Source organism: Pantoea sp. At-9b (genome assembly GCF_000175935.2).
In the GTDB taxonomy this organism is placed as follows: domain Bacteria; phylum Pseudomonadota; class Gammaproteobacteria; order Enterobacterales; family Enterobacteriaceae; genus Pantoea.
In genome coordinates this window covers 3,978,753-3,997,445 of the sequence record NC_014837.1, presented here as the reverse complement: position 1 = coordinate 3,997,445, position 18,693 = coordinate 3,978,753, and the positions used below count along the sequence as shown (strand labels likewise).

Annotated in this window: 21 protein-coding genes; 18 read left to right on the top strand and 3 right to left on the bottom strand. The window is 55.1% G+C overall.

Annotated features, from left to right (window positions below; genetic code table 11):
• Positions 1-1,017 (bottom strand): hydrolase, encoded by a 1,017-nt coding sequence (locus PAT9B_RS18495; RefSeq protein ID WP_013510791.1) that lies wholly within the window; start codon positions 1,015-1,017, stop codon positions 1-3.
• A gap of 61 nt (positions 1,018-1,078) precedes the next feature.
• Here PAT9B_RS18495 and PAT9B_RS18490 point away from each other — a divergent pair, with 61 nt between their 5' ends.
• From PAT9B_RS18490 to tauD, 5 genes are all read left to right on the top strand, one after another.
• A complete protein-coding gene (locus PAT9B_RS18490) occupies positions 1,079-1,681 on the top strand; it encodes a LysE family translocator (protein ID WP_013510790.1) in 603 nt (200 codons plus the stop codon).
• A gap of 168 nt (positions 1,682-1,849) precedes the next feature.
• Positions 1,850-2,830: a taurine ABC transporter substrate-binding protein gene (gene tauA / locus PAT9B_RS18485; RefSeq protein WP_013510789.1), complete on the top strand. Its 981-nt coding sequence runs from the start codon at positions 1,850-1,852 to the stop codon at positions 2,828-2,830.
• A gap of 11 nt (positions 2,831-2,841) precedes the next feature.
• Positions 2,842-3,609 carry a taurine ABC transporter ATP-binding subunit gene (gene tauB, locus PAT9B_RS18480; protein ID WP_013510788.1) on the top strand — a complete coding sequence of 256 codons (768 nt, stop codon included), beginning with the start codon at positions 2,842-2,844 and terminating at the stop codon, positions 3,607-3,609.
• Positions 3,606-4,439: a taurine ABC transporter permease TauC gene (gene tauC / locus PAT9B_RS18475; protein ID WP_013510787.1), complete on the top strand. Its 834-nt coding sequence runs from the start codon at positions 3,606-3,608 to the stop codon at positions 4,437-4,439. The genes tauB and tauC overlap by 4 nt, the downstream gene beginning before the upstream one ends.
• Positions 4,436-5,275 carry a taurine dioxygenase gene (gene tauD, locus PAT9B_RS18470; RefSeq protein ID WP_013510786.1) on the top strand — a complete coding sequence of 280 codons (840 nt, stop codon included), beginning with the start codon at positions 4,436-4,438 and terminating at the stop codon, positions 5,273-5,275. Before tauC ends, tauD begins: the two co-directional genes overlap by 4 nt.
• Positions 5,276-5,365: 90 nt before the next feature.
• On the opposite strand, the gene PAT9B_RS18465 is transcribed toward tauD, so the two are convergent.
• Positions 5,366-7,273 carry an ABC transporter ATP-binding protein gene (locus PAT9B_RS18465; protein ID WP_041526012.1) on the bottom strand — a complete coding sequence of 636 codons (1,908 nt, stop codon included), beginning with the start codon at positions 7,271-7,273 and terminating at the stop codon, positions 5,366-5,368.
• Positions 7,274-7,389: 116 nt separating this feature from the next.
• On the opposite strand from PAT9B_RS18465, the gene kefG reads away from it, so the two are divergent.
• From kefG to slyD, 4 genes are all read left to right on the top strand, one after another.
• A complete protein-coding gene (gene kefG, locus PAT9B_RS18460) occupies positions 7,390-7,941 on the top strand; it encodes a glutathione-regulated potassium-efflux system ancillary protein KefG (RefSeq protein ID WP_013510784.1) in 552 nt (183 codons plus the stop codon).
• The gene (kefB, locus tag PAT9B_RS18455) at positions 7,941-9,743 is read left to right on the top strand and encodes a glutathione-regulated potassium-efflux system protein KefB (protein WP_013510783.1); all 1,803 of its coding nucleotides are present in this window, start codon (positions 7,941-7,943) and stop codon (positions 9,741-9,743) included. The genes kefG and kefB overlap by 1 nt, the downstream gene beginning before the upstream one ends.
• Before the next feature lie 34 nt (positions 9,744-9,777).
• Complete coding sequence (locus PAT9B_RS18450) at positions 9,778-9,978, top strand: YheV family putative zinc ribbon protein (RefSeq protein ID WP_150105801.1); 201 nt, start codon at positions 9,778-9,780, stop codon at positions 9,976-9,978.
• 196 nt (positions 9,979-10,174) lie between these two features.
• On the top strand, positions 10,175-10,738 hold the full coding sequence (gene slyD / locus PAT9B_RS18445) for a peptidylprolyl isomerase (protein WP_013510781.1): 564 nt from the start codon (positions 10,175-10,177) through the stop codon (positions 10,736-10,738).
• A 34-nt stretch (positions 10,739-10,772) separates the two neighbouring features.
• On the opposite strand, the gene PAT9B_RS18440 is transcribed toward slyD, so the two are convergent.
• On the bottom strand, positions 10,773-10,991 hold the full coding sequence (locus PAT9B_RS18440) for a protein SlyX (RefSeq protein ID WP_013510780.1): 219 nt from the start codon (positions 10,989-10,991) through the stop codon (positions 10,773-10,775).
• A gap of 272 nt (positions 10,992-11,263) precedes the next feature.
• On the opposite strand from PAT9B_RS18440, the gene fkpA reads away from it, so the two are divergent.
• The 9 genes from fkpA to tuf all read left to right on the top strand — a co-directional run bounded on the left by fkpA (position 11,264) and on the right by tuf (position 18,559).
• Positions 11,264-12,094, top strand: coding sequence for an FKBP-type peptidyl-prolyl cis-trans isomerase (gene fkpA, locus PAT9B_RS18435; RefSeq protein WP_013510779.1), 831 nt, complete (start codon positions 11,264-11,266; stop codon positions 12,092-12,094).
• 166 nt (positions 12,095-12,260) lie between these two features.
• Entirely contained in the window at positions 12,261-12,983 is a 723-nt protein-coding gene (locus PAT9B_RS18430) for a transcriptional regulator (protein WP_013510778.1), read from the top strand.
• The gene (gene tusD, locus PAT9B_RS18425) at positions 12,983-13,369 is read left to right on the top strand and encodes a sulfurtransferase complex subunit TusD (protein WP_013510777.1); all 387 of its coding nucleotides are present in this window, start codon (positions 12,983-12,985) and stop codon (positions 13,367-13,369) included. The genes PAT9B_RS18430 and tusD overlap by 1 nt, the downstream gene beginning before the upstream one ends.
• Complete coding sequence (tusC, locus tag PAT9B_RS18420; RefSeq protein ID WP_013510776.1) at positions 13,369-13,728, top strand: sulfurtransferase complex subunit TusC; 360 nt, start codon at positions 13,369-13,371, stop codon at positions 13,726-13,728. The genes tusD and tusC overlap by 1 nt, the downstream gene beginning before the upstream one ends.
• A gap of 9 nt (positions 13,729-13,737) precedes the next feature.
• Positions 13,738-14,025, top strand: a complete 288-nt coding sequence (tusB, locus tag PAT9B_RS18415; RefSeq protein ID WP_013510775.1) for a sulfurtransferase complex subunit TusB — start codon at positions 13,738-13,740, stop codon at positions 14,023-14,025.
• 130 nt (positions 14,026-14,155) lie between these two features.
• The gene (gene rpsL, locus PAT9B_RS18410; protein ID WP_003852912.1) at positions 14,156-14,530 is read left to right on the top strand and encodes a 30S ribosomal protein S12; all 375 of its coding nucleotides are present in this window, start codon (positions 14,156-14,158) and stop codon (positions 14,528-14,530) included.
• A 96-nt stretch (positions 14,531-14,626) separates the two neighbouring features.
• The gene (gene rpsG / locus PAT9B_RS18405) at positions 14,627-15,097 is read left to right on the top strand and encodes a 30S ribosomal protein S7 (RefSeq protein WP_013510774.1); all 471 of its coding nucleotides are present in this window, start codon (positions 14,627-14,629) and stop codon (positions 15,095-15,097) included.
• 93 nt (positions 15,098-15,190) lie between these two features.
• A complete protein-coding gene (fusA, locus tag PAT9B_RS18400; protein ID WP_013510773.1) occupies positions 15,191-17,305 on the top strand; it encodes an elongation factor G in 2,115 nt (704 codons plus the stop codon).
• A gap of 69 nt (positions 17,306-17,374) precedes the next feature.
• Positions 17,375-18,559, top strand: a complete 1,185-nt coding sequence (tuf, locus tag PAT9B_RS18395) for an elongation factor Tu (RefSeq protein WP_013507398.1) — start codon at positions 17,375-17,377, stop codon at positions 18,557-18,559.
• The last annotated feature ends 134 nt before the right edge of the window (positions 18,560-18,693 follow it).

Genomic DNA, 18,693 nt, shown 5'->3' with positions numbered 1-18,693 from the left:
TCATACATCCAGATAAGTTGATAACCACTGCGGCACACGTTGTTCCAGCCACATTTGCGGTCGCAGCAGCGTTCCGCCGACAAAACCGACATGGCCGCCTTGTTGCGTGAGCTGATATTGAATCGAGGGCGACAGTTGCTCCGGCTGCGGTATCACCGCGTCGGTCATAAAGGGATCGTCTTTGGCGTGAATGATCAGCAGCGGCTTACGCACCCCGGTCAACAGCGGCATGGCGCTGGCCCGATGATAATAGTCACCGGCATCCACGAAACCGTGCGCCCGTGAGGTGACCGCATCGTCAAAGTCACGCAACCGGCGCAGGGCGCGCAGTTCACGTAAATCCACCGGCAGCGTGCCGGGCCAGGCTTTCAGCTTCCGTTTGGCGTTCTTCTTCAGTTGCGTCAGCAGGTAGTGCTGATAAAAACGTGAGAAGCCGTTCTCCAGCTTCTGGCTACAGGGTTCCAGCAGCAGCGGGGCTGAGATGGCAACCGCCGCATCGAGCGGCGCATCACTCCCCTCCAGACCGGTCAGACACGCCAGCATATTACCGCCCAGCGATACGCCGACCGCCGTGGTTGGCACATCCCCCCATTCGCGCTTGAGCCAGCGCAGAAAGTAGCTGGCATCCTCTGTTTCGCCGGAGTGGTAAATCCGATGCAGACGATTCGGTTCGCCGCTACAGCCGCGAAAATGCATCACTACGGCCAGCCAGCCGCGCGCCTGACATGCCTGCATCAGACCGTGAGCATAGGGGCTGTGGAAGCTGCCTTCTAAACCATGGAACAGCACCATGCGGGGTTTATGCGCCGCCTGAGCGGGATTTTCACTCCACGCAAGATCGACAAAATCACCGTCCGGCAAATCGAGTCGCTGCCAGTGTGGGCGCAGGGTGACACGCCGCCTGAGCAGACGCGGCAGCAGAGTTTGCAGGTGCGGATTACGAAAACCGCTAAGAGGAACGAAGTCCTCACTGGGCGGTAAGTCAAAATTACTGTGGTAAACGCTTGTCTGATGCATATCTCGCTGATAGTTTCGATGGGTTTTTTGGCTGTCCTGGGTGAGGAGCACCCTAATCAACATGGAACTGAGTCTGTTTTTGTCAATGCTGGGCTTTCTCTGGGTCGCTGCGATCACGCCAGGGCCTAATAATATGTTACTTACCGCCTCCGCTGCCAACTTTGGCTTTCTGCGCACCTTTCCGTTGTTAATCGGCATCATGATCGGTATGCAGGCGATGCTGCTGATGGTGGCCTTTGGCGTGGGTGGCCTTATCCTACTCTATCCTGCCTTACATCTGGTTCTTAAAATCGCCGGTAGCCTGTATCTGTTGTGGCTGGCGTGGAAAATCGCCACTGCCGAGTATGAGCAACTGGACACCGATTCGGCCCCGCCGGTGCCCACGCCATTCTGGCAGGGTGGCTTATTGCAACTGATCAACCCGAAGGCGTGGCTGATGGCGCTGGGTGCGGTTGCCAGCTTTAGCCTGGCGGGTGCGGCGTATCTGCACTCCGTGGTGGCCATCAGTATTGGTATGGCGCTGGTGAATGTGGTCTCCGGGGTGATCTGGATGGGCTTCGGCTCGTTGATTGGCCGTCTGCTGCGCAGCCCGCGCGCGTGGAAAATCTTTAACCTGGCGATGGGGCTGCTGACCGCCGCCTGCGTGCTGTTGATTTGGCACTGAGTTAACCCGAGGCGCGTGTAACGCGCCTTTTTTCTATTTGCGTATTTTGCATAGTCTTGCCCGATGATTGCCTAAGAACCGATTTTCATTAGGGATAATTTTTAATTCCTTTATGAAACCATTACTGCTGGCGACACTGCACCCAACATAAAAACATTGGGGTGTACGATGATGGCAGTAAAAAAAACCATAACCACATTGGCAGCAGCGCTGGCGTTACTGACCTTCCAGGCGGAGGCGGTTAACGTCACCGTGGCGTACCAGACCTCGGCAGAACCGGCCAAAGTGGCGCAGGCTGATAACACCTTCGCCAAAGAGAGTGGCGCGACCGTAGACTGGCGTAAGTTTGATAGCGGAGCCAGCGTGTTGCGCGCGTTGGCTTCCGGCGATGTTCAGATTGGCAACATCGGTTCCAGCCCACTGGCGGTAGCGGCCACGCAGCAGTTGCCGATCGAGGCTTTCCTGCTGGCTTCGCAACTCGGCAACTCCGAAGCGCTGGTGGTGAAAAAATCCATCAACAACCCCAAAGATCTGATCGGCAAACGTATCGCCGTCCCTTTTATCTCCACTACGCATTACAGCCTGCTGGCAGCGCTTAAGCATTGGGGGATCAAACCCACAGACGTGCAACTGGTGAACCTGCAACCACCGGCGATCATTGCTGCCTGGCAACGGGGTGATATTGATGGCGCTTATGTCTGGGCACCGGCGGTCAACGAACTGGAGAAAGACGGCAAGGTGCTGACTGACTCCTCGCAGGTGGGTAAATGGGGTGCACCGACGCTGGATGTCTGGGTGGTGCGTAAAGATTTTGCCCAGCAGCATCCGGAAATTGTCACCGCCTTTGCCCGCAGCGCGCTGGACGCGCAGAAAGCCTATATCGACAACCCGCAGCAGTGGCTGAAGCAGCCGGATAACCTGAGCAAGCTGTCGCGTCTGAGCGGCGTGCCGGAAGCGCAGGTGCCGGGGCTGGTGGAGGGCAATACCTACCTGACCGCACAGCAGCAGCTGGAGCAGCTCGGCCAGCCGGTGAATAAGGCGATTGTCGATACCGCACACTTCCTGAAAGAGCAGGGCAAGGTACCGGATGCTGCCAGTGATTACAGCAGCTTCGTGACCACCCGCTTCGTTGCCCCCTTAGTGAAATAACCGGAGGTCCTATGCTCAGCATCGCCCATCTGAATGCACGTTACGCCGGACAACCGGCGTTGCAGGATATCAATCTGCAACTGGATCAGCGTGAACTGCTGGTGGTGCTGGGACCGTCGGGCTGTGGCAAAACCACGCTGCTGAACTTAATTGCCGGTTTTTTGCCGCTGGAGTCGGGCAGCATTACGCTGGATGGCAAGCCGGTGAACGGGCCGGGCGCTGAACGTGGCGTGGTGTTTCAGAACGAAGGGCTGTTGCCGTGGCGCAATGTGATCGACAACGTGGCCTTTGGTTTGCAACTGGCGGGAATGGCAAAAGCAGAGCGCCATGCCATCGCCCGTCGCCTGATTCGCAAAGTTGGGCTGGAAGGAGCGGAAAAGCGTTTTATCTGGCAGCTCTCTGGGGGTCAACGTCAGCGCGTGGGGATTGCCCGTGCGCTGGCGGCTGACCCTCAGCTGCTGCTGTTAGATGAACCCTTTGGTGCGCTTGATGCCTTTACCCGTGAGCAGATGCAAACCCTGTTGCTGACGCTGTGGCGTGATACCGGTAAGCAGATCCTGTTGATTACTCACGACATTGAGGAAGCGGTTTTTCTTGCCAGCGAGTTGGTACTGCTGTCACCAGGGCCTGGACGCGTGGTCGAACGGTTGAAACTCGATTTTGGTCAGCGCTTTGCTGATGGTGAGCCTTGCCGCAGCATCAAATCCGACCCGGCGTTTATTGAACGCCGCGAATACGTATTGAATCAGGTATTTGCCCAGCGGGAGGCGTTTGCATGAGCGCATTGATTGATGACAAAGCACGTGCGGCAGGCCGCCGTCGTGGCTTGCGTTGGCCGTTCTCCCGTCAGCTGTCGCTCAGTCTGCTGAGCGTCGCGCTGTTGCTGCTGGTGTGGTGGGGCGTGACGGCGTTGGGCTTGATCGCGCCGCTGTTTCTGCCCGCGCCGCAGCAGGTACTGAAAAAGCTGCTGTTGATTGCCAGCCCGCAGGGCTTTATGGATGCCACATTGTGGCAGCATCTCGGTGCCAGCCTGGCACGCATGCTGGTGGCATTGTTCTTTGCGGCACTGATCGGCATTCCGGTCGGCATTGCGATGGGACTGAGCCCGGCGATCCGTGGGCTGCTTGATCCCTTGATTGAACTCTATCGTCCGGTGCCGCCGCTGGCTTATCTGCCATTGATGGTGATTTGGTTTGGCATTGGTGAAACCTCGAAAATCTTACTGATTTACCTGGCGATTTTCGCGCCAGTCACCTTATCGACGTTGGCAGGGGTGAAAAATGCGCAACAGGTGCGTATCCGTGCTGCGCAGGCGCTGGGTGCGACGCGCTGGCAACTGCTGCGCTGGGTGATTTTGCCGGGTGCGTTGCCGGAAATTCTGACCGGGTTGCGTATTGGTCTTGGCGTGGGGTGGTCAACGCTGGTGGCCGCCGAGCTGATTGCCGCCACCCGTGGCCTCGGTTTTATGGTGCAGTCGGCGGGAGAGTTTCTGGCGACCGATGTGGTGCTGGCGGGCATCCTGGTGATTGCCTTGATCGCTTTTAGTTTAGAACTGGGTCTGCGCGCCTTGCAGCGCCGCCTGACGCCGTGGAATGGAGAACAGCAATGAACGAACGTGTGACTTTTACCGCGCTGGGGCCGAATATCGGTGCGCAGGTAAGCGATGTGGATCTCAGCCGTCCGCTGAGCGATGCGCAATTTGAACAGCTTTATCATGGTCTGCTGCGCCATCAGGTGTTGTTTCTGCGTAATCAGGTGATTACGCCTGAGCAGCAACGTGCGCTGGCGGTGCGTTTCGGCGATCTACATATCCACCCGGTTTACCCTCATGCGCCGGGCGTGGAGGAAATTATCGTGCTGGATACCCATCAGGACAATCCGCCGGATAATGACAACTGGCACACCGATGTCACCTTTATCACCACGCCCCCGGCGATTGCCATTCTGGCGTCGAAACTGCTGCCGGAAAGCGGTGGTGATACCTTATGGGCCAGCGGCATTGCGGCGTATGAGGCGTTATCTGAGCCCTTTAAAACCTTGTTGAGCGGCTTACAGGCCGAGCACGATTTTAAAAAGTCATTCCAGGAGTTCAAATATCGCAAAACCGAGGAAGAGCATCAGCGCTGGCAGCAGGCGGTGGCGAAGCATCCGCCGGTGACGCATCCGGTAATCCGCACCCATCCGGTCAGCGGCCGTAAGGCGCTGTTCGTCAATGAAGGGTTCACCACGCGGTTGATTGGGTTGCAGGAGAAGGAGAGCGATGCGCTATTGAACTTCCTGTTTGCCCACATTACCAAGCCGGAGTTTCAGGTGCGCTGGCGCTGGCAGGAGAATGATGTGGCGATCTGGGATAACCGCGTGACGCAGCATTATGCCAATGCGGATTATTATCCGGCGCGCCGGGTGATGCATCGCGCCACCGTTTTAGGGGATGTCCCGGTTTAACCGATTGTAGCGGCGCGATTTATCGCGCGGTCTTTGCCAGAGTATAAGGTCAAAAGAGCGCGATAAATCGCGCCGCTACGAAATGTGTTCTTAATCAGCAGCCAGCATCTGCTCCAGCTGTTCCTGAGCATCCAGCCACGCCATTTCTACCTCTTCCAGCGCTGATTTACTCTCTGCCTGGCGCTGGAGCGCAGCGGTCAGATCCGCTTTGCGGCTCTGATCATAAATAGCGCTGTCGGACAGCAGTTGCTCAGCTTCACTCAACTGGCTCTGCCACTTCGCCATCTGCTTTTCGAGTTTCTCAATCTCTTTGCGCAGCGGTTGGGTCTGGGCGCGTAGCTCCGCGTCACGGCGTTTCTGATCTTTACGTGCCTGGGCGCTGTTGCCGCTGTCCTGCTTCGGGGCAGCATCCTGTTGTGCCTGCTGTTTTTGCAGATCGCTCAGCCACTGCTGGTAATCTTCGAGATCGCCTTCGAAGATATCCACTTTACGATCGTGCACCAGATAGAGGTCGTCGGTGGTGGCGCGCAGCAGATGACGGTCATGCGAGACCACCACCAGCGCACCTTCAAAATCAATCAGCGCTTCGGTCAGTGCCTGACGCATGTCGAGATCGAGGTGGTTAGTGGGTTCGTCAAGCAGCAGCAGGTTGGGGCGTTGCCAGACGATTAACGCCAGCACCAGACGGGCTTTCTCACCGCCGGAGAAGCGCTCGGTGACTTCACTGACTTTATCGCCCTGGAAGCCAAATCCACCCAGATAATCGCGTAGTTGCTGCTCCAGGGTTTTCGGCGCGATACGTGCCAGATGCTGCAACGGCGACTCATCGGCACGTAAAAATTCCAGCTGATGCTGGGCGAAATAACCCAGCTTGATGCCTTTCGCCAGACCAATTTCACCATCAATCGGGGAAAGCTCACCGGCCAGCAGCTTGATCAGCGTCGATTTACCTGCGCCATTCCGCCCCAGCAGGCCAATACGCGAACCCGGCACCAGGTTAAGTTTGATGGCATCCAGAATGATGCGATCGCCGTAGCCTGCAGTGACTTTTTCCATTTTCAGCAAGGGATTGGGCAGGCTCTCCGGCGGGCGGAAGCTAAAGCTGAACGGGTTATCAACGTGTGCCGGGGCAATCAGTTCCATGCGCTCCAGCATTTTGATCCGGCTCTGCGCCTGTTTGGCTTTGGTGGCCTGCGCGCGGAAACGATCGATATAACTTTGCAGGTGCGCCACTTTTTCCTGCTGGCTCTGATACAGCGCCTGTTGTTGTGCCAGTTTGGCGACGCGCTGGCGTTCAAACGAGCTGTAGTTACCGGTGTACTCAAACATCGTTTGCTGTTCGATGTGGATGATCTTATCCACCACCGGATCGAGGAAGTCGCGGTCATGCGAAATCAGGATCAGCGTGCCTTCGTAACTTTTCAGCCAGCGCTCCAGCCAGATCACCGCATCAAGATCGAGGTGGTTGGTGGGTTCATCGAGCAGCAGCAAGTCGGAACGGCACACCAGCGCCTGGGCCAGGTTAAGACGCATACGCCAGCCACCGGAGAAGTCACTCACCGGGCGCTGGAGTTGCTCCTGACTGAAACCCAGACCGTGCAACAGACTGGAGGCGCGGGCGTGGATACTCCAGGCCTGCACGGCATCGAGCTTGCCATGTAACAACGCGATGGCATTGCCATCATTGCGTGCATTGGCATCGGCTAATTCGGATTCCAGCTGACGATATTCGCGGTTGCCGTCGATAACATATTCCAGCGCGGCTTTACTCAACGCCGGGGTTTCCTGATTGACCCATGCCAACGCCCAGTTGCCCGGGAAGGTGGCGCTACCGGCATCACTGCTCATTTCACCTTTGAGCAGAGATAACAGCGTGGATTTCCCGCAGCCGTTTTTGCCCACCAGGCCGACTTTCTGGCCGGGGTTAATGGTCGCGGTTGCGTTATCCAGCAGCACGTTGGTGCCGCGGCGAATTTGTAACGAGGAGAAGACAATCATAAGCGCCGTATCGTCAGAATATGTTAATTTACTGGCAACATAATTAGATGAACTGTTAGTTGCGTCGAGCATGGTAGCGGAATTCCTGCACGATGACGACGCTTTGGAGGGGAACGATGTCGCAGCCACCCAAAATCCTGCTGCTTTACGCCCATCCGGAATCACAGGATTCGATTGCTAATCGGGTTTTGCTGCAGTCGGCTATGGAACTGGACCACGTCACGGTGCACGATTTATACGCCCACTATCCGGATTTTTTTATCGATATTCACTATGAACAGCAGCTGCTGCGTGAACATCAAATCGTGGTTTTCCAGCATCCGCTTTATACCTACAGCTGCCCGGCGTTGCTGAAGGAGTGGCTGGACCGCGTGTTGTCGCGTGGCTTTGCCAGCGGCGTGGATGGCAATGCGCTGGAAGGCAAGTACTGGCGCAGTGTGGTCACTACCGGTGAGCCGGAAACGGCCTATTCACAGCAGGGACTGAATCGTTACCCGATGAGTGACATTATGCGGCCGTTTGAGCTGACGGCACAGATGTGCCGCATGCACTGGATGACGCCGATGGTGATCTACTGGGCGCGACGCCAGACGCCAGCCGTGCTACGCAATTTTGCCCAGGCTTACAGCGACTGGCTCTCTTCGCCGTTGCCGCAGGGAGGTGCGTAATGGAAGGACAAACGCTGCTTACCGCTGGCGTCATCTATCTGGTGGCGGCGGTGCTGATTGTGCCGATCGCTGCACGCCTAGGGATCGGTGCGGTGCTGGGCTACCTGTTGGCAGGTATCGCCATTGGCCCCTGGGGGCTGGGTTTCATCAGCGATGTGGATGAGATTCTGCACTTCTCCGAACTGGGCGTGGTGTTCCTGATGTTTATCATCGGCCTGGAGCTGAACCCGGCAAAACTCTGGGCGCTGCGGCGGTCGATTTTTGGCGTGGGCGCGGCTCAGGTGCTGATTTCCGCCGCGATTCTCGGTGTTTTGTTGTGGCTGACCGATTTCTCCTGGCAGGCCGCGGTGATTGGCGGTATTGGTCTGGCGATGTCATCCACGGCGATGGCGTTGCAGTTGATGCGTGATAAAGGCATGAACCGCAGCGAGGCCGGGCAGCTCGGCTTCTCGGTATTGCTGTTCCAGGATCTGGCGGTGATCCCGGCACTGGCGCTGGTGCCCTTGCTGGCCGGTGGCGACAGCGGTCATGTGGACTGGTTAAAAGTCGGGATGAAGGTGCTGGCGTTTGCCGGGATGCTGGTTGGCGGCCGTTTTCTGTTGCGTCCGATTTTCCGCTTTATTGCGGCGTCTGGCGTCCGGGAAGTCTTTACGGCGGCATCGCTGTTGTTGGTGCTCGGTTCGGCGCTGTTTATGGATGCTCTGGGCCTGTCGATGGCGCTGGGCACGTTTATTGCCGGTATCCTGCTGGCGGAAAGTGAGTATCGTCATGAACTCGAAGTAGCAATCGAACCGTTTAAAGGTTTGTTGCTGGGGCTGTTCTTTATCTCCGTCGGCATGGCGCTTAATCTCGGCGTGCTCTACACCCACATCGTCGAAATTTTACTTGGCGTGGTGATTCTGGTGGTGGTGAAAATCCTGGTGCTGTACGTGCTGGCGCGGGTGTATGGCCTGCGCAGCTCGGAGCGTCAGCAGTTCGCCGGGGTGCTGAGTCAGGGCGGTGAATTTGCCTTTGTGTTGTTCTCTGCGGCGGCGTCGGCGAAGCTGTTCAGTGGCGACCAGCTACCGTTGCTGCTGGTGACGGTGACCTTGTCGATGATGACCACGCCATTGCTGATGCAGGGGGTTGATCGCCTGCTGGCGCATCGCTTTAATGAGCCGGAAGACGATAGCGAGAAGCCGTTTGTTGAAGATGATCAGCCGCAGGTGATTGTGGTCGGCTTTGGTCGTTTTGGTCAGGTAGTGGGACGTTTGTTGATGGCGAATAACAAACGCATCACGGTGCTGGAACGCGATATCTCGGCCGTCAGCCTGATGCGCAAATATGGCTACAAGGTTTATTATGGTGATGCGACCGAACTGGAGCTGCTGCGTGCGGCGGGGGCCGCGACGGCACAATCGATCGTTATCACCTGTAATGAACCGGAAGATGCCATGACCATTGTGCATCTCTGCCAGCAGCATTTCCCACAGCTGAAGATTCTGGCGCGGGCGCGTGGTCGTGTGGAAGCGCACGAGCTGTTGCAGGCAGGCGTGACGCTGTTCTCGCGTGAAACCTTCTCCAGTGCGCTGGAATTGGGGCGCAAGGCGCTGATTTCTCTGGGTATGCATCCGCATCAGGCGCAGCGCGCGCAACATCATTTCCGCCGTCTGGATATGCGTATGCTGCGCGAACTGGTGCCAAACCAGAGCGACAGCGCGACCGTTTCCCGCGTGCGGGAGGCGCGGCGCGAGCTGGAGGATATCTTCCAGCGCGAAATGCAGCATGAAAAACGTCAGTTTGATGGCTGGGATGATGAGTAACTACACTTACCTTATCCGTTTTTGACGGGCAGGAATCAGAATGCGTAAACGTTTTATTGCCGGTGCGGTATGCCCGCACTGTCAGCAGAAGGACACGCTGGCGATGTGGCGTGAAAACAATGTGGATGTGGTGGAATGCGTGAAATGCGGGCACCAGATGCGTGAAGCTGATAAGCAGGTGCGCGATCAGGTGCGGAGTCAGGAGCAGGTGATCGGCATTTTTCATCCCGAGTAGCGTGATGGCGCAGCTTTTTTTAAGCTTAAACTTACAGCGGGATTGAATTCCGCTACAATCGGCGCCATTAACGCTGAGCAGTATGCGGCATTGCGTTGTCAGCATCCTCAGTCTTGAACCTTTCTGGTTGGTGTTTTTGCTCGCAAAAATGGACCAATGAGACGGGATTCGCAGTTCTCAACGGTTAGGAGATATCATGAAAGTAGCAAAAGACCTGGTGGTGAGCCTGGCGTATCAGGTTCGTACCGAAGACGGTGTGTTGGTTGACGAGTCACCGGTGAGTGCACCGTTGGATTATCTGCACGGTCATGGTTCCCTGATTTCTGGTCTGGAAAAAGCGCTGGAAAATCATGAGCCAGGCGACAAGTTTGACGTGCATATCCCGGCAAACGACGCTTACGGTCAGTATGATGACAACCTGGTACAACGCGTACCGAAAGACGTGTTCATGGGCGTGGACGAGCTGCAGGTAGGTATGCGCTTCCTGGCGGAAACCGATCAGGGTCCGGTACCGGTTGAAATCACTGAAGTTGAAGACGAGCACGTGGTGGTTGATGGTAACCACATGCTGGCCGGTCAGAACCTGAACTTCAACGTTGAAGTGGTGGCGATTCGTGAAGCGACGCCGGAAGAGCTGGCGCACGGCCACGTTCACGGTGAGCACGGTCATCACCACGATCATGATCATGATCACGACCACGATCATGATCACGGCCATGGCGGCTGCGGCGGCCACGGCGGTTGCGGTTGCAACCACTAAGCATTGCAGGGCCACCTTCGCGGTGGCCTTTTCTTTAGTAGTGCGGCGGCGGGGTTTCTTCTGATTGCGAGGCAATCATGGACGGCGCAGCAGCCTTGACCTTATCCACCAGCAAACGCACCTGTTCGCGCAGTTTGCTCATTTCCAGCTCATGCTGAACCACCGTCTGATTGAGTTGATCAATGGTGTGTTCCTGAAAAGCCAGCTTGCTCTCCAGCGCCTCAAGGCGTTGCTCCCATTCTGCTTGTTCCATCATCTCTCCTCATAGAACGGTGCTTGCGTATTGCGGGCGAGATTCTACGGTGTTTTGCTTTAGAATCGTCTGGTTTTTTGCGGAAATCCGCCAGGGTGCTTGAATATGGACATTATGCCACCATCTCTGATGAAACTTCCTGATGCAAAAAAGGTCAGAGGTTGACCGGATAATTACGTTGTGGGAGTGTTCGCCGCTGCCACGTAAAGTTATAGTGTGGGCCACAGTCCGCAATGATTCCCGGGGCGAGAGGCTTCGGTTTTGGAGAAAGGATGAAATCACTGTTTAAAGTCACATTGTTAGCTACCACCATGGCCATCGCACTGAATGCACCGCTGGCTATGGCAGCAGAAGCGACCACTGCGCCGACCGATGCTGCTCAGGCAGCGCCGCAGGCACCGAAAAATGCTGCCTTCAAAAATGAAGATCAGCAATCAGCCTATGCGCTGGGCGCCTCTCTGGGTCGCTACATGGACAACTCTCTGAAGGAACAAGAGAAACTTGGCATCAAGCTGGACAAACAGCAGCTGATTGCGGGTGTTCAGGACGCATTCGGCGGCAAGAGCAAACTCTCTGACGAAGAGATCGAGCAAACCCTGCAGGCTTTCGAAGGCCGTGTGAAGGGCGCTGCTCAGGCGAAGATGGAAAAAGACGCGAAAGAGAATGCGGATAAAGGCACCGCTTTTGCTGACAAATTTGCCAAAGAGAAGGGCGTGAAGAAAACCGAATCCGGCCTGCTGTATCAGGTTGAGAAAGAAGGTACTGGCGACGCACCGAAAGACAGCGACACCGTTGTCGTGAACTACAAAGGCACCCTGATTGACGGTACGGAGTTCGATAACTCCTATACCCGTGGCGAGCCGCTGTCATTCCGTCTGGACGGCGTTATTCCGGGCTGGACCGAAGGTCTGAAGCACGTGAAGAAAGGCGGTAAGATCAAGCTGGTCATCCCACCGCAGTTGGCCTACGGTAAAAACGGCGTGCCGGGTATTCCGGCGAACTCAACGCTGGTGTTTGATGTCGAGCTGCTTGATATCAAACCGGCGCCGAAAGCCGATGACAAAGCACAGGCTCCGGCCGCTGCTGATAAGAAAGCGCAGTAATCTGCCTACCGCCGCCTTAGTGCGGCGGTTTCATTTCTGATGGATGACAAAGCTCTGGCATAACCCGACGACATTTGCCAGACTAACGCCTGCACAACTACTACTATCAAAATGAGTCTGCCCCAGAGCTGCCGACAGGCTCCAGCCATTTAGGGTGATGTCTTCGATGTCTAATCCATTCAATCCCGGTGAACTGACTGACTTCGATTTACTGGAGCAACGTCCGTTTGAGCAAGCAGACTACGATATCCTGAAATCCTATGAGGCTGTCGTTGATGGCCTGGCGATGCTGATTGGCTCGCACTGTGAAATCGTGTTGCATTCACTGGAAGATTTAAAATGCTCTGCGGTGCGCATTGCCAATGGTGAGCATACCGGACGTAAAGTCGGATCGCCGATTACCGATCTGGCGCTGCGCATGCTGCACGATATGCACGGCGCGGACAGCAACGTCTCGAAAGCCTACTTTACCCGCGCCAAAAGTGGCGTGCTGATGAAGTCGGTGACGATTGCAATTCGTAATCGCCAACAGCGGGTTATTGGCCTGCTGTGTATCAACATGAATCTTGATGTGCCTTTCTCGCAGATTATGTCGACCTTTATGCCGCCGGAGATGCAGCAGGTTGACTCCAACGTGAACTTTGCCAGCTCGGTAGAAGACCTGGTGATGCAAACGCTGGAGTTCACCATTGAGGAAGTGAGCGCCGATCGCAACGTCTCCAACAATGCCAAAAATCGTCAGATTGTGCTCAACATGTACGAGAAGGGTATTTTCGATATTAAAGACGCGATTAACCAGGTGGCCGATCGCCTCAATATCTCTAAGCACACGGTGTATCTCTACATTCGTCAGTTTAAGAGCGGCGATTTTCAGGGACAGGATCGTTAATGCGCTACACCCTGCTGGTTACCGGCCCGGCTTACGGCACCCAACATGCCAGCAGCGCGTTGCTGTTCGCCCGTGCGTTGTTACAAGCCGGGCATCAGCTGGAAAGTGTGTTTTTCTATCGTGAAGGCGTGCTGAACGCCAACCAGTTGACGGCACCGGCCAGTGATGAAGTGGATGTGGTGCGTGAGTGGCAGCAACTCCAGCAGACGCATGGTGTGGCGTTGAATATTTGCGTGGCAGCAGCGCTACGACGTGGTGTCGTTGACGCACAGGAAGCCGCGCGCTTACAACTGGCAGGCAGCAATCTGCAACCGGGGTTCGTTTTAAGCGGTCTGGGTGCGTTGGCGGAAGCCTCACTCACCTGTGACCGTCTGGTGCAATTCTGATGAACCGTGTGGCTTTTCTTTTTACTCAGTCTCCCCATGGCAGCAGTGCTGGCAGGGAAGGGCTGGATGCGGTACTGGCAACCGCTGCGCTCAGCGAAGATATTGCGCTGTTTTTCATTGGCGACGGGGTACTGCAACTGAATTGCGACCAGCAGCCCGAACCGATTCTGGCGCGCAACTATATTGCCACCTTTGGGGTGCTGGCGCTTTACGATATTGACCAGTGTTTTATCTGTGAGGCGTCACTGCGTACCCGTGGACTGACCGCGACGTCACCCCGGGTGATGAATGCCGAAGTGCTGGACGCCGTAACGCTGCGCCAGAAACTGGCGACGTATCACCGCATCATTCGTTTCTGAGACTTCATCATGCTGTACACCCTTATGCACTCACCCTGGCAATGCGATATCGATACCTTACTGCTGCTATTGGCGGATCAGGACGACTTGCTGCTGCTCCAGGATGGTGTGACGGCCGCGTTGTCCGATAGTGCCATGCTGCAAAAGTTGCAAAATACCCCGGCAAAACTCTGGGTGTTGCAGGAAGATGTGGTGGCACGCGGGCTGTCTGCACAAATTTCGACCAGCGTAACCTGTGTGGACTATACTGAATTCGTTGCTTTAACGGCGAAGCACCAGCAGCAAATAGCCTGGTAGTACGCTAAAACCTGGTTATTTCTTGACACCCTTTTGACACAGCCCTAAAATTCTGCCTCCTCGTAGTAATACGAGGCGATTTATTACGTGTTTACGAAGCAAAAGCTAAAGCAAATCCAGGAGCTATTTAATGGCAACAGTTAACCAGCTGGTTCGCAAACCACGCGTCCGCAAAGTTGCAAAGAGCAACGTGCCGGCGCTGGAAGCTTGCCCGCAAAAACGTGGTGTTTGTACTCGTGTGTACACCACTACCCCGAAAAAACCTAACTCAGCGCTGCGTAAAGTTTGCCGTGTGCGTCTGACCAACGGTTTCGAAGTGACTTCCTACATCGGTGGTGAAGGTCACAACCTGCAGGAGCACTCCGTGATCCTGATCCGTGGCGGTCGTGTTAAAGACCTGCCAGGTGTGCGTTACCACACCGTTCGTGGCGCGCTGGACTGCTCAGGTGTTAAAGACCGTAAGCAGGCTCGCTCCAAGTATGGCGTGAAGAAGCCAAAGGCTTAATGGTTCTCCGTTAAGTAAGGCCAAACGTTTTAACTTAAATGTCAAACTAAACTCGTAGAGTTTTGGACAATCCTGAATTAACAACGGAGTATTTCCATGCCACGTCGTCGCGTCATTGGTCAGCGTAAAATTCTGCCGGATCCTAAGTTCGGATCAGAGCTGCTGGCTAAATTTGTAAATATCCTGATGGTAGATGGTAAAAAATCTACCGCTGAATCAATCGTTTATACCGCTCTTGAGACCCTGGCTCAGCGTTCTGGTAAAAACGAGCTGGAAGCCTTTGAAGTAGCCCTCGAAAACGTACGTCCGACTGTCGAAGTTAAGTCACGTCGCGTTGGTGGTTCTACCTATCAGGTACCAGTAGAAGTCCGTCCGGTTCGTCGTAATGCTCTGGCAATGCGTTGGATCGTAGAAGCTGCTCGTAAACGCGGTGATAAATCTATGGCTCTGCGCCTGGCGAACGAACTTTCTGATGCTGCAGAAAACAAAGGTACTGCAGTTAAGAAACGTGAAGACGTTCACCGCATGGCAGAAGCCAACAAGGCGTTCGCTCACTACCGCTGGTAACAGCCACGTAGTTGTTGTTAAACCAGCGGGCGCTCAAACGGCCAACCCGCTGGGGTCGACTAACTTTGAACGTCCGAAAAACCGAGGAATAAAATGGCTCGTACAACACCCATTGCGCGCTACCGTAACATCGGTATCAGTGCACACATCGACGCCGGTAAGACTACTACTACCGAGCGTATCCTGTTCTACACCGGTGTTAACCACAAAATCGGTGAAGTACACGATGGCGCAGCAACAATGGACTGGATGGCACAGGAGCAGGAGCGTGGTATTACCATCACCTCCGCAGCGACTACTGCGTTCTGGTCAGGTATGGCTAAGCAGTTTGAGCCGCACCGCATCAACATCATCGACACCCCGGGACACGTTGACTTCACCATCGAAGTAGAACGTTCCATGCGTGTGCTCGACGGCGCAGTAATGGTTTACTGTGCAGTAGGTGGCGTGCAGCCGCAGTCTGAAACCGTATGGCGTCAGGCTAACAAATACAAAGTTCCGCGTATTGCGTTCGTTAACAAAATGGACCGCATGGGTGCGAACTTCCTGAAAGTTGTAGGTCAGATCAAAACCCGTCTGGGCGCGAACCCGGTTCCGCTGCAGCTGGCTATCGGTGCAGAAGAGAACTTCACCGGTGTTGTTGACCTGATCAAAATGAAAGCTATCAACTGGAACGATGCTGACCAGGGTACTACCTTCGTTTACGAAGATATCCCGGCTGACATGCAGGACCTGGCTGAAGAATGGCGTTCAAACCTGATCGATTCTGCTGCCGAAGCTTCTGAAGAGCTGATGGACAAGTACCTGGGCGGCGAAGAGCTGACCGAAGAAGAGATCAAAGGCGCTCTGCGTCAGCGCGTACTGAACAACGAGATCATCCTCGTGACCTGTGGTTCTGCATTTAAGAACAAAGGTGTTCAGGCGATGCTGGATGCGGTTGTTGAGTTCCTGCCAGCTCCGACCGACGTACCGGCAATTAACGGTATGCTGGACGATGGTAAAGATACTCCGGCTGAGCGTCACGCTAGCGATGATGAGCCTTTCTCTGCACTGGCGTTCAAAATCGCAACTGACCCGTTCGTGGGTAACCTGACGTTCTTCCGCGTGTACTCTGGTGTAGTTAACTCCGGTGACACCGTACTGAACTCAGTAAAATCTGCGCGCGAGCGTTTTGGCCGTATCGTTCAGATGCACGCCAACAAGCGTGAAGAGATCAAAGAAGTTCGTGCGGGCGACATCGCTGCAGCAATCGGTCTGAAAGACGTGATCACCGGTGATACCCTGTGTGATCCGAACGCGCCGATCATCCTGGAGCGTATGGAGTTCCCTGAGCCGGTAATCTCTATCGCCGTTGAGCCGAAAACCAAAGCTGACCAGGAAAAAATGGGTCTGGCTCTGGGTCGTCTGGCGAAAGAAGACCCGTCATTCCGCGTATGGACTGACGAAGAGTCTAACCAGACCATCATCGCTGGTATGGGTGAGCTGCACCTCGACATCATCGTTGACCGCATGAAGCGTGAATTCAACGTTGAAGCGAACGTGGGCAAACCGCAGGTTGCTTACCGCGAAGCGATTCGCGCCAAAGTTACCGATATCGAAGGTAAACACGCCAAGCAGTCTGGTGGTCGTGGTCAGTACGGTCATGTCATCATCGACATGTACCCGCTGGAGCCGGGCTCAAACCCGAAAGGCTACGAGTTTGTCAACGATATCAAAGGTGGTGTGATTCCTGGCGAATACATCCCTGCGGTTGACAAAGGTATCCAGGAACAGCTGAAATCAGGTCCGCTGGCTGGTTATCCGGTAGTTGATCTGGGTGTTCGTCTGCACTTCGGTTCATACCACGATGTTGACTCCTCAGAACTGGCATTTAAACTCGCAGCTTCTATTGCCTTTAAAGATGGCTTTAAGAAAGCGAAGCCGGTACTGCTTGAGCCGATCATGAAGGTTGAAGTTGAGACGCCGGAAGAGAACACTGGTGACGTCATCGGTGACTTGAGCAGCCGTCGTGGTATTCTGCGCGGTCAGGAATCCAACGTAACTGGCGTTGTGATTCACGCTGAGGTTCCGCTGTCTGAAATGTTCGGATACGCGACTCAGTTGCGTTCTCTGACCAAAGGCCGTGCTTCTTACTCCATGGAGTTCCTGAAGTACGATGATGCGCCGAACAACGTCGCTCAGGCCGTTATTGAAGCTCGTGGCAAATAAGGCTACGGTTTAAAAATTGTGAACTGATGCCTTCATCACTGATGAAGGCATAACGTAAGGATTATCGCCATGGCGAAAGAGCAATTTCAACGTAACAAACTGCACGTAAACGTGGGCACCATCGGTCACGTTGACCACGGTAAAACCACCCTGACTGCTGCAATCACCACCGTACTGGCTAAAACCTACGGCGGCCAGGCTCGTGCATTCGACCAGATCGACAACGCGCCGGAAGAGAAAGCTCGTGGTATCACCATCAACACTTCTCACGTTGAATACGAAACCCCGACTCGCCACTACGCGCACGTTGACTGCCCGGGCCACGCCGACTACGTGAAAAACATGATCACCGGTGCTGCTCAGATGGACGGCGCAATCCTGGTTGTTGCTGCGACTGACGGCCCGATGCCGCAGACCCGTGAGCACATCCTGCTGGGTCGTCAGGTAGGCGTTCCGTACATCATCGTGTTCCTGAACAAATGTGACATGGTTGATGACGAAGAGCTGCTGGAACTGGTTGAGATGGAAGTTCGTGACCTGCTGTCACAGTACGACTTCCCGGGCGACGACACGCCGATCGTGCGTGGTTCAGCTCTGAAAGCGCTGGAAGGCGACGCAGAGTGGGAAGCGAAGATCGTTGAGCTGGCTGGTCACCTGGATACTTACATCCCGGATCCGGTTCGTGCAATCGACCTGCCGTTCCTGCTGCCGATCGAAGACGTATTCTCAATCTCTGGCCGTGGTACTGTAGTAACCGGTCGTGTAGAGCGCGGTATCGTTAAAGTTGGCGACGAAGTAGAAATCGTTGGTATCAAAGCGACTGCGAAATCAACCTGTACTGGCGTTGAAATGTTCCGCAAACTGCTGGATCAGGGTCAGGCGGGTGAAAACTGTGGTGTTCTGCTGCGTGGTATCAAGCGTGAAGACATCCAGCGTGGTCAGGTACTGGCTAAGCCGGGCACCATCAAGCCGCACACTCAGTTCGAATCAGAAGTGTACGTACTGTCTAAAGACGAAGGCGGCCGTCATACTCCGTTCTTCAAAGGCTACCGTCCTCAGTTCTACTTCCGTACTACTGACGTAACTGGTTCAGTAGAACTGCCGGAAGGCGTAGAGATGGTAATGCCGGGCGACAACATCAAAATGGTTGTAACCCTGATTCACCCGATCGCCATGGACGAAGGTCTGCGCTTCGCAATCCGCGAAGGCGGCCGTACCGTTGGTGCGGGCGTTGTTGCTAAAGTTATCGCTTAATTGCGCTGACGCAGAGGGCTACCCCGGTAGTCCTCTGAGCACGAAAAGAAGAGCACTTCGGTGCTCTTTTTTTTTGTTCCCATTTTCCCATTTGGCTGCGTAATCCCACACAAACTCCAGGTTTGAAATAAAAA